This window comes from Bradyrhizobium sp. CAR08, assembly GCF_052871955.1.
Genome location: NZ_JBIXJX010000006.1, coordinates 87270 through 101994 on the forward strand (window position 1 = coordinate 87270; position 14725 = coordinate 101994).

10 protein-coding genes are annotated in these 14725 nt (G+C 59.4%); 9 read left to right on the forward strand and 1 reads right to left on the reverse strand.

The genetic code is table 11. From position 1 onward, the window contains the following. The first annotated feature begins 113 nt into the window (after positions 1–113). The 8 genes from ACIPUD_RS14615 to ACIPUD_RS14650 all read left to right on the forward strand — a co-directional run bounded on the left by ACIPUD_RS14615 (position 114) and on the right by ACIPUD_RS14650 (position 9490). Positions 114–473, forward strand: a complete 360-nt coding sequence (locus tag ACIPUD_RS14615) for a hypothetical protein (RefSeq protein ID WP_009859350.1) — start codon at positions 114–116, stop codon at positions 471–473. Between the two features lie 201 nt (positions 474–674). Further along, the gene (locus tag ACIPUD_RS14620; RefSeq protein WP_446480925.1) at positions 675–1469 is read left to right on the forward strand and encodes a caspase family protein; all 795 of its coding nucleotides are present in this window, start codon (positions 675–677) and stop codon (positions 1467–1469) included. 132 nt (positions 1470–1601) lie between these two features. Further along, the gene (locus tag ACIPUD_RS14625) at positions 1602–1865 is read left to right on the forward strand and encodes a (2Fe-2S)-binding protein (RefSeq protein WP_446481120.1); all 264 of its coding nucleotides are present in this window, start codon (positions 1602–1604) and stop codon (positions 1863–1865) included. A 113-nt stretch (positions 1866–1978) separates the two neighbouring features. Continuing rightward, on the forward strand, positions 1979–2467 hold the full coding sequence (gene bfr, locus ACIPUD_RS14630) for a bacterioferritin (protein WP_009859347.1): 489 nt from the start codon (positions 1979–1981) through the stop codon (positions 2465–2467). Positions 2468–3836: 1369 nt separating this feature from the next. After that, positions 3837–4898 (forward strand): ATP-binding protein, encoded by a 1062-nt coding sequence (locus ACIPUD_RS14635; protein WP_446480926.1) that lies wholly within the window; start codon positions 3837–3839, stop codon positions 4896–4898. Positions 4899–4925: 27 nt separating this feature from the next. Continuing rightward, complete coding sequence (gene nhaA / locus ACIPUD_RS14640; protein WP_446480927.1) at positions 4926–6869, forward strand: Na+/H+ antiporter NhaA; 1944 nt, start codon at positions 4926–4928, stop codon at positions 6867–6869. A 108-nt stretch (positions 6870–6977) separates the two neighbouring features. Next, positions 6978–7211, forward strand: a complete 234-nt coding sequence (locus tag ACIPUD_RS14645; protein WP_009859344.1) for a DUF6894 family protein — start codon at positions 6978–6980, stop codon at positions 7209–7211. A 2099-nt stretch (positions 7212–9310) separates the two neighbouring features. Further along, on the forward strand, positions 9311–9490 hold the full coding sequence (locus ACIPUD_RS14650) for a hypothetical protein (RefSeq protein ID WP_446480928.1): 180 nt from the start codon (positions 9311–9313) through the stop codon (positions 9488–9490). Between the two features lie 1034 nt (positions 9491–10524). Here the strand turns inward: ACIPUD_RS14650 and ACIPUD_RS14655 are convergent. Continuing rightward, positions 10525–10689, reverse strand: coding sequence for a hypothetical protein (locus ACIPUD_RS14655; protein WP_354202030.1), 165 nt, complete (start codon positions 10687–10689; stop codon positions 10525–10527). 2746 nt (positions 10690–13435) lie between these two features. On the opposite strand from ACIPUD_RS14655, the gene ACIPUD_RS14660 reads away from it, so the two are divergent. Beyond that, the gene (locus tag ACIPUD_RS14660) at positions 13436–14701 is read left to right on the forward strand and encodes a DUF3095 domain-containing protein (RefSeq protein WP_446480929.1); all 1266 of its coding nucleotides are present in this window, start codon (positions 13436–13438) and stop codon (positions 14699–14701) included. Positions 14702–14725 lie beyond the last annotated feature (24 nt).

Below are 14725 nucleotides of genomic sequence, written 5' to 3' on the forward strand. Positions count from 1 at the left end.
TCCACGCCAGCGTCGCAATGGCTTTGATCCGAGACCGTACCGGTTCCGGGCGAATGCCCGCCACTACTGGACCGATCGAGACAAACTCTTGCTAACTAGATAGGAGAACTATCATGACAAAACGTTCGCTTATGATCACAGCTACAAGCTGTTTCATTGCATTTGCACCGGCAGCATATGGGCGCTCGGCCTACGACGGCTCTTGGGACCTCGTCTTCGTGACGCAAAGGGGAACCTGCGATTCCAGTTACAGCTTTACTGTCGATGTGACCAACGGAATTGTCACGCATCCCAATCTCGTAAAATTTCGAGGTTACGTCGCAAGGTCCGGCGCGGTTCGCGCTTCGGTAACGGTCCAAGACAAAGTTGCCGCCGGTGCGGGCAAATTGTTCGCAACGTCCGGTCGGGGGACCTGGAGCGGCCACTCAGGAATGGCACGATGCTCGGGCTACTGGACCGCGCGCCGCAATTGAAGGACTCGACGGCGGGCACGCGACGGGGTGCGAGTGCGCGAATGCTGTTAACGCCAAGTCTTACGCAAAGGAGCATTTTCTCGGTGAACTGGAGACCGTAATGAAATGACTGTTCCCAGAATACTAGTCGGCATCGCAGTCCTGCTCGGCTTGTTCTCAACCGGCCTCGACAGGACAATGCGGTTGGAGACGCCTCGGTCTATGAGCGCGCCCATTGGGTCGGGTGAATCTGCCCCCGTCGGTACTAATCGGCTAGCTCTAGTGATTGGTAATTCAACCTATCCCGATGCCGAATCTCCTCTTTCTCAAATGACACGCGATGCGGAAGGTTTGACAAATGCTCTTCGCAACGACGGTTTTCTGGTCGACGCCGTTGACAATGCGGCGCGTCCCGACATCACCCGCGCAATTGATCGTCTAACGGCAAAAGTACATTTGAACTCAATTGTGTTAGTGTATTTCGGAGGTTACGGTGTCCAATCCGACGGACAGAATTATCTGATTCCGGTCGATGCGAAGATCTGGACTGAAGAAGATGTCCGCCGACAAGGCGTAAGTATTGACCGCCTCCTTTCGCAACTCAAGTCTTCCGGAGCACGCGTACGGCTCCTAGTAATTGAAGCCTCGCGGCGCAACCCCTACGAGCGACGCTTCAGGAATTACTCACACGGACTTGCGCCTATTCAAACGAGTGAAAACGCGCTCATCCTGAGCTCAGCGGCGCCTGGCCAAGTCGTCGAAGACGTGGACGAACTACATAGCCAGCTGATGACCGCTCTTCTTGAGCGCATCGGGTCTTCGAAAGGAATCGAGGAGGTCTTCAACAACACGCGAAACGCCGTGGTGGCTGCTACCCAGGGCCAACAGATTCCAGCTGTGTCGTCTACGCTGACCGAGAACATTAACCTTTCGCCGATACGCAACGGCGCGCTGCCGTGTGCTCTGTCGGCTCCGCAGCTGGCCGCCGCCGCGAGTCATCAAACCGAGTTTTGCTGAGATCTAAGGATCAAGGGCTCACTTTCCCTGGAGTGCGCCATTCACTCATCTCCGCGTTGTCTGGGACCTTCAACGCGCTCCGACGCCGTCCCGTATCGACGACGCTGCATCACCGGAGGTCTCTTGCGCTTCATGATCGTCTGCTCCTGCAATGTCCTCAGCGACCACGATGTTCGCCACGCCGTCAACACGGCCGATGACGCGCCGCGCAATGCCAAGCAGATCTATGACTGCCTTGGTTGTAGCGCTGAATGCGGCCGCTGCGCCCGCACCATCAAGACGATCATCAACGAGGCATACAGGGAATGTGCGCTAGCCTGTCAGGCCGGCTGCTCGCTTAGCCAGATCATGGATGACGCGGGAGATGAGCCCAAAATCGCGCCCGCAGCGCCCTGACTTCGGTGGATTTGCCGCTCGATTCGCGCCTGGAATGCCTGCTTGCTTGTTTTTTGCCAGAAGCATTCTAAACTCCTAGGCTCGAAGACCCGCCTCAACTGTTGGAGTTCATCATGCAGGGCGACCCCAAAGTCATCGAGTATCTGAACAAGGGATTGCGTCACGAGCTCACTGCCATCAACCAGTACTGGCTGCACTACCGGCTGCTGGCCAATTGGGGCCTCTCGGAGATGGCCAAGGTCTGGCGCAAGGAATCAATCGAGGAGATGCAGCACGCCGATCGCATCACCGACCGTGTAATATTCCTAGAGGGCTTTCCCAACATGCAGATACTCGATCCCTTGCGGATCGGCCAGAACGTCAACGAAATCATCGAGTGCGATCTCGCCGCCGAGATGAGCGCGCGTGCGCTGTACCAAGAGGCGGCGACGCATTGTCATTCCGTGAAGGATTATGTCACCCGCGACTTGTTCGAGAACCTGATGACGGACGAGGAACACCACATCGATTTCCTCGAGACGCAGCTTGATTTGATCAACCGGATCGGGATCGAGCTTTACACCCAGAATCATGTCGGTGAGCTCAAGAGCGAAGAGCACTGAAATTTACGTCGATAGTCCCTTCTGCCAGTCCTAAGTTCGCGTTCTGCGCCTGCTTTGCCTCCGCGTAGGCTGCGAGCGGTTGCTTCAGCTCACTGGTCCTACTGGCGGAGCAAGGAGAGAACCGGTCCAGGGCCCCCTCCGTGACGTTTCCGCGTTCACGGAACGTGAGTACATGGCGAGGCAAGTGCCACTGGCACTCAGTGGTGGAAAATCGCTGCTCAGCCGGACCAAATTCATCGGGTCGGCCGAGTCTTTCGGTCATAGATGGTGAAGGTGGGATCGAACGGTATCCGCTCGTCACATTCTCGCAAAAGACAGGGGATGGCGTGGAAAGTTCCGACTAGCGCTACGCTCAAGAGCGATGGACTGCTTCCCGAGCTAACCGACAAGACGTGGACTTGGTCGGCCATCTCTGTAGCCGCTTGTCGCGAGAAGGTCATTGGGAGTCTTCGGCTCGGATCCGCGCCGTTGATTCACCAAGATTTGTTGCGGCTGTCGGCAGGCTCGGCTCCTTCAGAGAGAATTGGAAGCCTACGCTGGAGGACAACGCTCCGCTAGCCTTAACGCTCCGCGAAGGAGTGATCTGCGTCCGATGACAACGAACCGCGGTGTGCCACCGGTGCGGTAGTGGGCCATGGTGGTGGTAAGGACTCCCCGCGACGAATGGCCCTCATGGGCGACGGGTCCGGGGCCGTAGCGCTACTGGTCGAAGGGCAACTTGTCGCGCGCATAGACGTAGGCCCCCTCGATGCAGTCTGGACTGCGGCGTTTCCGAGGTCCTCATTTGCGGGGATCGTGAGCCAACCCCTGGAGAATTGGAGATCGGTGCGAGTGGTAGCCACCGCACCAACACTGAAAGAAGAGAGAAGCCTGTGGCGCGCGGCGAGTTCCTCGTGAGAGGCGAACGTTCCTTTCCCCGAGCTTCGATCCAGTAGGGCTCGAGTTCAAGGGCAGGCTGTCCTGCGATACTTGCTCATGGCTATACTCCCAATTCTAATTGCGGCGGGTGTACGGCGGCGCTTCGGCCTCACGACCGCGCTCGCGGCACCAATGTCATTGCCATGGAATCGACCGGTAAAGCGATGATCGTCTCGATAACCGCTTTGGGCTTATCCAGATAGGCACGTGGAACACCTTTTCGGTGGCCGAGAGTTCTGGTCGGGCGAGGCGGTGCAGAGGGCAGCGCTGCGCGCCCGCGGTGGCGCCAAGCGTCTCTCTCGATCCGATAACGGTCGGCTATCGACTCCATGGCGAGAGGTGATTTTCCTTTTGACCGACATGGACTCAATCTTCGAGCCATGGTCGCCGGCCCTCGGGTAAGAGCCGAAATCGGCCTTCCATTGAACCGTCGCAAGCCAAGAGGTCCGACATGCAGATCAAAGAGACAACTGGCGTTTCATTCCCCGGCGCGGTCGAAAGCCCGCCGCTGGAGGATGTCGTCGTGCTCAGGGACCGCGCCGGGCTTGCGCTTGGAGTGCAGCGTGCGAGCAACGCAAGCGTGCGGGGCGCACGCGATGACGGTAGCGGCCTCATCGCGTCCAGGTACGTTGAAATCCCGCTCGTCGTGTCCGACGGCAAGGTCTCGGGAATTTTGTGCCGCACCAGTCCGCGGCCCGACACCGGAGAGGCGGTCGCGGCCGGCGAGCGGGCAGGGGTGAGGGCAGCGGACCTGAAGCAGTTCCTCCACGACATCAATAACCTACTCGCCGTTATCGGGAGCGGACTGCAGCTGCTGGAGTGCCAGAGCGAAGCCGCGCACCGAAAGGCTACCGCCGACAAAATGCAGGAGGCGATCACGAGAGGCGCGTTGCTTTCCCGGCAGCTCCTCGACGCTGCGCGACCGCGCCCCAAGTCGACCGATGAGTTCGTCTCAGGCAGTCGCCTCACAGCAATAGCGGGCACGCTCGACCGGGCGTTGCGTCCGGATATCACGGTGCGCACCGAGATTGCCTCTGATTTATGGAACTTCAACGCTGATCCGGAAGAACTGTACTTTGCGCTGCTGAATCTCTGTCGAAACTCGGCCGATGCCATGCCGGACCTCGGCGTGATCACCGTCGCGGCGCGGAACGTCGAACCTTCCTCCGGTGCGGCCGCGGCATTCGTTGAGATCATCGTCGCCGACGACGGGGAGGGCATGCCTGATGAGGTCCTTTCGCAGGCATTCACCCCGTATTTCTCCACAAAACCCATGGACAGCGGCACCGGTCTCGGGCTCCCCCAGGTCCAGCGCTTCGCCGAAGGCCGCGGCGGCGCAATCAGTACAGAGAGCAAGCAGGGTTTAGGCACCTTGGTGCGCCTCTTCCTCCCGCGCGTACACGCGGCTGGGCTCCCCAGCAGCATCGTCGGCACGAAAATAGCCTACACGCCGTCACCTGACGGCGGTGTATTCCACGTCATCAAACCGGCGACAGCTGCGCCGACGTCGTAGCCGGCGCGAACACCCGACCGTTCAGTGATGCAGCTCATGATCCCCCCGCGCCGTCTCGACCGTCCGGTCGACCAAGAGACGGACCACGTGCTCGGCGCCGTGGATGCTGAGATCTCGCTCGTCGAGTACGGCAGCTACGCCTGTCCGCACTGCAGGGCTGCCAACGAGCGCATCGCGCAAGCACGCGACCAACTTGGCAACCGCGTCTGCTATGCTTTCCGCCACAAGCCGCTCGCGGACAACAGCATTTCCTTTCGGGCCGCCGAGCTCGCTGAGCATGCTCAGACGCCCGAGGCGTTCTGGTCCGCGCACATCAAGCTGATGACGAGGTCGATGCAGCTCACAGAGGACGACCTCGTCGCGGTGGCCGCGGACCTCGGTGTGAGCGCCGATTTCTCGCTTGGCAACAGCGACGCCTTACGGCGCGCGAGGGCGAGGGTGGAGGCGGACGTCGCAAGCGCACGCGCAAGCGGGGTGAGAATCACGCCAACCTTCTACATCAACCGTCGACGCTATGACGGACCCTGGGACGAGAGCTCTCTCGTCGACGCGATGCTTGGCACGCTTGGCCACCGCGTCCGTACGGCAGCCCTGGAGTTCGCGAGCTGGGGCCCGTCCGCCGGCATTTTGCTAGTCCTCGCAACCTTGACGGCCATCGTCTTGACGAACTCGCCGATCCGGCCGGCATTCGAGGCGCTCTGGCGCCAGGAGTTGGGCGTGAGCTTGGGTGAGGCGGCCTTTCAGATGCCCATCCTCCGTTGGGTCAACGACGGCCTGCTGACGGTGTTCTTCCTCGTCGTGGGGTTGGAAGTGAAGCGTGAGATGACAGTTGGCCACCTCGCAAGCCGCCGCTCCGCGGCGCTTCCGATCGCCGCCGCGCTCGGCGGGATGGTCGTGCCGGCGCTTCTCTATGCGTTGGTCATCCCTGCGGGGCCGTGGTCGCACGGGTGGGGCATTCCGATGGCGACCGACACTGCGTTCGCGATTGCCTTGATCGCCGTGATGGGCGCCCGCGTTCCTGTTGGGCTGCGGATCTTCCTTACCGCGGCGGCCATCGTTGACGACATCGGTGCGATCGTCGTCGTCGCCGTGTTCTACTCCGGCGATATCCAACTGGGCTACTTGGCCGCGGCCGCGGCCGTGGTCCTCGCGCTGGCGCTGCTGAGCCGGTCGAAAGTCTACCTTCTCTCGCCTTATGCTCTCTTTGGCGTCGCGTTGTGGGCGTTCGTCTACGCGGGCGGCCTCCACGCGACGGTGGCTGGCGTGGTACTGGCGCTATTCGTTCCGACGCGCCCGCCTGCCAACCTGGCTGCCCTGATCACGCAGGCCAGCACGATCATTGCCTCCGAGGCCCAACACGAGGGCGAGGTTCTCAGGCACGGCCCCTCCACCCCGGCGCTGCACGCGCTCGAAGCGATCTACGACCGACTTGAATCCCCCGCCGACCGGCTGCTGCGACACGCCGGCGCGCGGTCGAGCTACGCAGTGCTCCCGATCTTCGCACTGGCGAATGCGGGTGTGGCAATCAACCCCGGCGTCTTCGTTGGGCATAACTGGCTCATGGCCGCGATCATTGCGGGCCTCACCATAGGAAAGCCGGTCGGCATCTTCCTCGCGGCCGCTGCGGCCGTGCGCGCCGACATAGCCGTGAAGCCGGCGGAGTACACGTGGCGGCAGTTGGCCGGGGCGGGATCCCTGGCTGGGATCGGCTTCACGATGTCGCTGTTCATCGCCGGGCAAGCGTTTCCAAGCGCCACTGACTTCTCAGCCGCCAAGATTGCCGTGTTCGCTGCGTCAATTCTTTCCGCCGTCGTTGGGATTGCCCTGCTCTGGGGAGCTCCGCGCCAAGAGCTTATCGAAGAGGCGCGGCAGAGCACCGGCATGCAAGTGTCGAACTCCGCGGGTGCTTATGCGGAATCGCGGATATTTTTGGATGATTCAACCCATGGAAATGAGAGTCGCAGTCGCTGACGTCCAACTCCGCGAGACATCATCGATTCCGTCGGTCGTATCCCGCCGTCGAGGCCACCAACGCGCTGAGGTATCGCAGCGAACCGTCACATTTGAAGGAGGTTGACCATGACTCAGGTATATTTTCACTGTTCGAACACGAAGACGGTTTTCGTCGATCGCCGCGGCGCTGTGGTGGACGATCTTGCTGAGGCACGCGATCACGCAACCCGTGTCGTCCAATCCTTAACCCGCGAGCGAAGTCTCGAGGATTGGCGTGACTGGGTCCTGCATGTCAGCGACGACAGCGGCGATGAGCTCTTCGTAGTGCCCTTCACCTCCGTGCTCGGCAAGCCGAATTGAGGGCGCATGCATCAGACGGCTGGAGGCCCGCGACTCGTCAGCCTCGTCGGGGTCGGGTCAACAAAGTGCACACCTTACCGGCCGCCTCCGTCAGGCCCGACGGAACGGCGCCGGATCGGGTGGGAAGCGCTTGAGACCGGCATCGCGAGCTTGTCAAGTTGCTACCGAACTATGTGACTTCTCGGATGTCTTGGACAATAATTGATCATCGAGCGCGTGCGGCGTGCCGAAGTGGAAAACAAGACATAGCCGCACAAAACATCGGCCCCAAGGACGGCGGGAGGCCCTCGAGTGGCCGAGGCTGATGTGTTAGAGGCTCGCTACTCGGGACAGCGACATCTCATCAGCGAACCGCATCTGCGATCTCTCGGGGAATAGCGCAACTCGCCGCCATGACAGCCGACACGCACATTGTGCGGGCGGTGATCCTGAGAAATGCAGGAAAGCGCACGAACTCCTGTCGCCGAGCACGGCATTTAGGGTGCACGCGCTTAGGATAAGCTGGAGCAACCTCCCATTTTATCCAACAGCCATTAAACCGAAGACACTGAGCTTTTCAATGCCGATACTGCTCATCGCAGGCTAGAATTAGACCAACGTATGATCAGACCATTCCGATTGTGGAATGCGATCCTCCCTCAGCACGATAACGCGATACAAGCGTGCCATGGCCTGAGAAATCGTTCTGAGATAGCAGTGAGTCCAACGGCTCAGTGCCGAGAGTCGCAACGGAACCGGACCCGCGAGCCGGCAGTTGCAAGAAGAGGTCGGCGGCGTAGCGCCCGTCGGCCTTTTCTCGGCTCGCTTCCGATCACTGAAGGGTCCCAATTATGGATAGCAACGACCGGTAAGAAGAGGCTCCTGAATCACAAACACTGAATGGCGCCGGTTCCGGGAGGTCGCAATGCAACAGATCTATCTCACTATTACTGTTAGCAGTCTCACGTTGCTGGTCGGCGTGTATTTTCTCGCCGTCGTGCTTCTGTGAAACGGTTGAATCGAGATTGCCGTTCGCGCATCACATCTGGCGGACCATCAAATCTTAACTCGGAACCAGTAGGGTCGAGCTAGAACGTCCATCGCATGTAGGTGCTATCGTTCGCATGAGGAGCGTAGCGCGGCCAGACGGAAGTGGATGAACGTCCCTCCCGGAATGACACCCGAGCTTGCCGGCGAGTTCATGCAGCGGCTCAACGCAGGGGAGACGCTTCGAAGGATCACGTCTGGCGACAAGCGATGCGGCCCTGCATTGGTCACCCTCAGCGTTTCAGGAAGCATTGCGAGCTGCACCCCGAGTGGGCTGACGAGGCGAGGCGTGCCAAGGCCAATGAACAAGCCGCGGCGCAAGTCCGAGTAACCGTAACGTGGTGGCTCGCGATACAGCGGTCGGCTAACAATCGCCGAACAGCGGAAAGATGCAAGAACGGCCATATCAGGACGATGGACAGTACATTTTATGAGCAGCATCTGGGTTACCTCGTCAGACGCTGCAAGGATTGTATGAAGACCCGTCGTCAACTGCTTATGCCCAGCGCAGAACAGGTGAGATCTTCCATCTCAGTGCTTCATGAGGGCGGAACGCTGAGTTCGACTCTAACGTCGCAAATGCAGCAAACGATGAGGAATTTCATGAGGGCGACTCCCAACCTGGGTACTCGGCTGCGTGACCTCTCCGATCAGAATGCGTTCGCAAAGCGGAACGCTGCTCAGATGCCAGGCGTCGGCTTGCTGCGGCGTCATTGACCCAAAACGAGGGTGAAGATGCCTACGAAGCGGTACGGCAAGCTACCGCCCATCTTTCTAAGTACGAGCGCGGAGACGTCATGTCTCGGATGTTTGTTGCGATAGCGGAGGGGCGCCTCAGGTTGAGTGATGCGAGAGGGCGTGTAGACGAATTTTTGGCTGATCAGCGGCATCGACCTCGGATACGGCGATTACAGCCTGAACAGCCCGGTAGGTGACGAGGACGGCGTGACGTGGCTCGACACCAAGACGGATGCGGACCGCCTTTGGGCGTAGGCCCTGGGGCCGCAGGACACGCCTTCCGGCGCCTGCGGTCTTCCCACAATCGGCGCCCCCGCTCACGCCGGCGGCTTCCCTTGGATTTGGATGTTGCATTTCTTCTGAATGCTCGCCTGCTCGATCGCGACCATTTGGCCTTTCATGTTGGCGAGCTCCGCGGCAGTCTGTTTGTCACCGCCGACAAAAAATGCGGCTGGCCAGAACACGACGGTAGCGCCGCCGTGACCAAGCCGTCTTTCGTCCGCTGGCTGCCTTAGGCGCCGGAAACCGGCCGCTCGCTGGAAATACCCTGAGCCACAAGCCCCAGCTGCTGGCAGTTGTAGGATTGGTACACGACCGGCGAAACGTACGACGGCGCGATATCTGACGATGCTGACGCACAGCCAGCCAACGCGGCGCCAAGCGCCACGATTCCAAAATTACGCATTTGAAAAAGCCCCCCGGCCAAAAACAACAGGGCGCACTGAACTTCAACCACTGCGCGAGATCAATAGGTCGCGCGCGTAAATTGCCGCAACTTGGAAAAGAAAATATGCAGCAGCGTCGCACTTGGCGCAAACACGACCCGCCAAGCCTCGTCCATTGGTGCCTCGCAGCAAAACGACCCCCGCGGGGGCACGCGGAGGCCGCTGTTGGAGCTCCAAGCCCCCCGGGGGAAGGCCTGGAGCAACTTGAGTAATGGGGGGAGCGTAGGATGGTTCCTGCCTGAATAAATAGAAGTCAGGTTTCCCGCTCTAGGGTATCTTGACGAGCAAGGCGGCGAGACCCGCCGTTGTGATCCGATACTTCGCGGCCGTGCTCCCGCGCTCGATCCAGCCCTTGGAGACCATATTTAAGACGGTGCGCTTGCCGGTAGGCGCAAGAGCTCTCGGCGTTAGCTCACGTCCCGCGCGCAGCTTCTGCAACGCATCTCGCTCCGAGCTGGTCGGCAGATGGTTCGCCGGGGTGGCATCTATTTTTAACCTTTAACGCTCGCCGCATCAGCGTCCGAATAGCTTGATGTCGGCTCCTATACACCGGGCCCTTCATTTTGCGGTAGGCATTCTTAGCCGACGATCAGCCACGTCACCCCGGCGATCGTGCCGTAAAAGCCCGTGAGTGCAATAAGCACGAAAGCTCGCTCGATCTTGTCCATTGAATTTCCCCCGCAAGAAAGCCAATCGGAAAAGACGAAGGTTGCTCTCGCTCAGGGCCAATTCAAGCGCTGTTGTCAAGTTGCGGCAGCCTCGAGACTATGGATAACGGGGAAATTCCACGCCATCTTGGTCGCACCTCGGCCTGGACAGCCACCCTAGCCTTGATCCATTTCACGTTCGTGACTCAGCTTTGCGAGCGTCGCGCGGAAGTTGGCGAGATCGCAGAGCAGCTGGTCGCGCTCGGGATTCTGCGGAAGCGCGAGGGCTTTCGTTTCCGCGTCTTCGGCTTGCTTTTTTAGTTCGTCTAGCACCTGACTCATTTTTCTGCCTTCGCCCGATCTCCACCAGGCCCGCGAATTGCGTCTGGCCGAGAGGGAGGTTCTGCTAGGCTAGTCTCTTTTGGATTCCGTTTCTCGGTCCGCCGGGCCAGTATTCCGATTTGTTCGAAATCCAGTTCATGGCATCCGCTTCCGTCGCGAAGTCGGCAATGTGGGAAACGGGACCAACACCAGTTTTCACAGCCACAAACCAACGTCCGGTTTTTGTTGTTTGGGGAGCAAAGGAGGGGAACGACTTTGGGCGCTGCATGACTTGCCCGGTTCGTGAGTCGTCAGTCATTTCTTCTTCAGCCCGATCTCGACTACGCGCTGCGGGAGACCTCTTCTGCTGCGGCTCAGTCATCTACCCTTATAGCACACACCGCCCCGCCTCAGCGATAGGGCGGGCTTCTTGGCCATCCGCGACGACCCTTATTTTCGTTGCTCCTTCTCGTACTCTGCATGCCGTTCGTCAAACCATAGGCGAAACACGGTTTCCTGCATTGACCCTGGCTTGATCGCGAATGCACGACTCGCTGCCCGATAGCGCTCGACGTGGGTCGCGTACTTTTCGAAGATGTCCCTCAATTGAATCTCGGCGTCAGGGGCGTCCGGCATCGCGTGAGTATAGACCGGGATTCCTGCGCGTCACAATCCAGGCAAAAAGGCCGGCCGGTTCACGCTGGCGGGCACTGTGCTAGCACCGCGGGTGCCGTGCCGATCGTGCGGAACTTCGCGGCGTCGGTCGCAGGAGCAGCCTTTTAGCCGTTCCTGCGACCTTCACTTTTGAGGCTCCTGCGCTCCGATGCTCAATTAAATCAGCCTTCGTTTCCAAACTCGCGAAGCGGTGGCTAAGGCCGGGGCGAATTGCGCTCCTTGAGCAGCTACGCCGCGAACCGCGGCCTCGGTCGGCCTTGATTCGCTCAGTTTCCGCTTCCTCTAATTGCGCGCCATAACCCACGATAAAGCCGCCTCAGTTGAAGGCCTCTTTCATGCCTGCAGGGCGATCACCTCGTACTCAAAGGCCAGCCCTGCCCACCGAAGCGCCTCAAGCGTGTCTCTGCCGATAGCGATCGGCTATCGACTTCATGGCGAGAGGTGATTTGCTTTTCGCGCGACTCTGTAAGGGCCAAAGTCGCCGTTCCGATCGCGTAGGACCCCCGGTTGCAGAGTGCGTGCGACTCAGGAGTGTCGGGAGCTCGAAATGGCACTCGCTTTCCAAGTTAGCTTCGCCTTGTGGGGAATGATGATTTGCGCGGGGCTCGAGATCGCCCAATGGGCAAGCTAAGGCGCGCTATCGCACCGAGCTTGCCTTTAGGTCCGCCTATCATGACCATGTACCACCTCGCGCCACACGGGATTGAAGGGCCGGAAGGTGTCCAGGAAAGGGAATGAGATGCGTACACTGATAATCGCAGGCGTCGCCCTTGCATCGCTGGGCGCAGCTTGGGCCGATGACAGTACGGCAGAAACGGCAAAGAAGACGGACAACTGCAGCTACATCTTATGGACGGGCAGTTGGTGGATCTACCCGTTGGCGCAAAACGTCTGCGTACGCTCACCCGCGCCATATACCAGCGAATACGCGCTGCTTCACTGTTATCCGCCCCTTCAAGAAATTGATCTCGTAACCCGTGGCGATTCCGGCTGTACAAGTACGAACATCGCGAGCGGAAAACGTAGGACCTGCAGCGGGATCTGGAGGGTGACGGCCCGGGCTCCTAGGCAAACCGGGCCCGCCGCCGTGACCAGCGGGCCTGATGCCAAAGTGCGGACTAGCGAGAGCGAATGACTCTTTTGCTTTTTGTATCCTTGAAGCAGAAGCGAGTGCCGACTTCCGCGCGATCGATCCACCAATCGACGTTATTACTTTCGTACGGCGCTCCGTCAGTTCGGCAATAAGCCTATCCTTCAATGGCCCTGCCGCATCCTCTTCATCTGCTTCGGACGGCGGCGCGCGTTGGCACGCGCGACCTCGATTGGGCCAAGGGTGGCAAGTCTCTGCAGATGCAGCTGGTGGCATTCCTCGCTCGGGCATCACGTGGCGCGGCGGCAATAACGATCGTCTATCGACTCTATGGCGAAAGGTGATTTCCCCCTCCGGCGTTGCAAGGTCATTCTCGTCGGGTGGTGGATAGTCATCTTCAAAGCGAACAGGAGCTACCGTGACTACTCAAGTCCGCGGCCTCGCGATTGCGCTCGCAATTGCTGTTCCTATCGCGGTGGCTGCAACGGCCGAATCGTCTGCTGCTCCGATCAATTGCACGTCGATCAAGGCGGCGGTACCAGCCGCGACGACGGACGTGCGCTATCGGGTGCGGCGAGGTTATCCTACTGATAATTCGTACCGGGGCTATCCGACCTATGACTACTTCCATCCCGGTGAGGCCAAAGCTTGGCCGTGCGCGGCTCCCTCGAGCTGCCGCTAGCCAACATGTATTTAAGACATCATAGCGTTCCTCGATCATTCGCACGTCGTTCTTGGAGCAAGCTGAAACGAGTTCAGCGCGAGCGTATGTCTTCTGCCTTATCCTTGCGCATTTCATCGAGCTCAGTGCTGGTTATTCACCGAATGCGGGATGTTCAATTGGCCGAGTGGTCCAAAGAGGATATGGCAACAAAGAATCAACGGAAGCTCATCACTGACGGTGACGACGTGGTAGCTAACGGTGAAACGGGCTCATTGGTAAGCTCACGCGCGCATCCCGGTCCTGTTGCGAGGGTTTGGGATAACGAAAGGAGCGAGCAAATGACGCTCCAAGACAGCTTGACGGGCAAATCAGCTCATGTACGCCCCTTCTCACCCACGAATACGGTAAGCGCGAGTACAGAGCATTTCTACGCCAATCTGAAGCCGTTCGATAACTTCTCACAAATAACGCATTTCGACCGCTATCTCCCCTTACCGCGCGATTGGTTCATCGGAATTGCCGATGTCGTCCAATCGACGACGGCGATCAAGACCGGCCGATACAAAGCCGTCAACATGGTGGGCGCTGCGGTGCTGGTCGCCATAACCAACGCGTTACCTGAACTCTGCTTTCCCTACGTTTTCGGCGGCGACGGAGCGACCGTAGCGATCCCCGGCAAGTATCTTGACGAAGTGAAGTCTGCATTGGCGCGAACTGCGGCATGGGCAGACGATACTCTCGATCTTGTACTTCGAGTCGCGATCGTTCCGGTTTCTGCAATCCGCGCAGCCGGTCACGATGTTCGTGTCACACGATATGCAGCGTCCGAGAACGTCTCGTACGCCATGTTCACCGGCGGCGGCATGGCGTGGGCGGAAGGACAACTCAAGAAGGGAGAATTCAAAGTACGCCGCGCACCGTTGAATGCCACGCCCGATTTATCAGGGCTCTACTGCGGATTCGGGCCGATCCCTACCGAGCAGGGCACCATCCTCTCTATCATCGCCATTCCGGTCGAAGAGCAAAGGTCGTACGCGGCTTTGGTGGCGGATGTTTTGGCCTTGATCGAATTTTCCTCGCGTCGATCGGGCCATCCGTTGCCGGAGGGCGGTCCGTTGCCCGCCTGGCTCGGAGGCAAAATCCAGAGATTGCTTGATAAGCACTCCTCACACGCGCACCTTCTGACGGCCATCGCAGATGCACTACGAGCCATCAAGACGCGATTCGTTCTTTCGGCAGGTATTCGCATGGGCCAGTTCAAACCCCTCAAATATCGACGAGAGATTTCGAACAATACGGATTTCAGGAAGTTCGACGATGGCCTGAAAATGACGGTGGACTGTTCGCCGGAAATCGCAGACGCTATCGAGGCTCGACTGGTTTCGGCCCAGCTCTCTGGCGTTTGTGTAGCGGGCACACATCGTCAGACGAGCGCGCATCTCACCTGTTACGTCCCTTCAAACATCCGGTCAGATCACGTCCACTTCGTTGATGGAGCCGACGGAGGTTACGCCGCGGCAGCGGCCAAACTCAAAGCAGGCAAGACCGCTGTCATGGCAGGCATGGCAGCAGCGCGAGCAGTTGATACTCCGGCGGCACCTTGACACTTGCGGGCCGTCACAACTTGA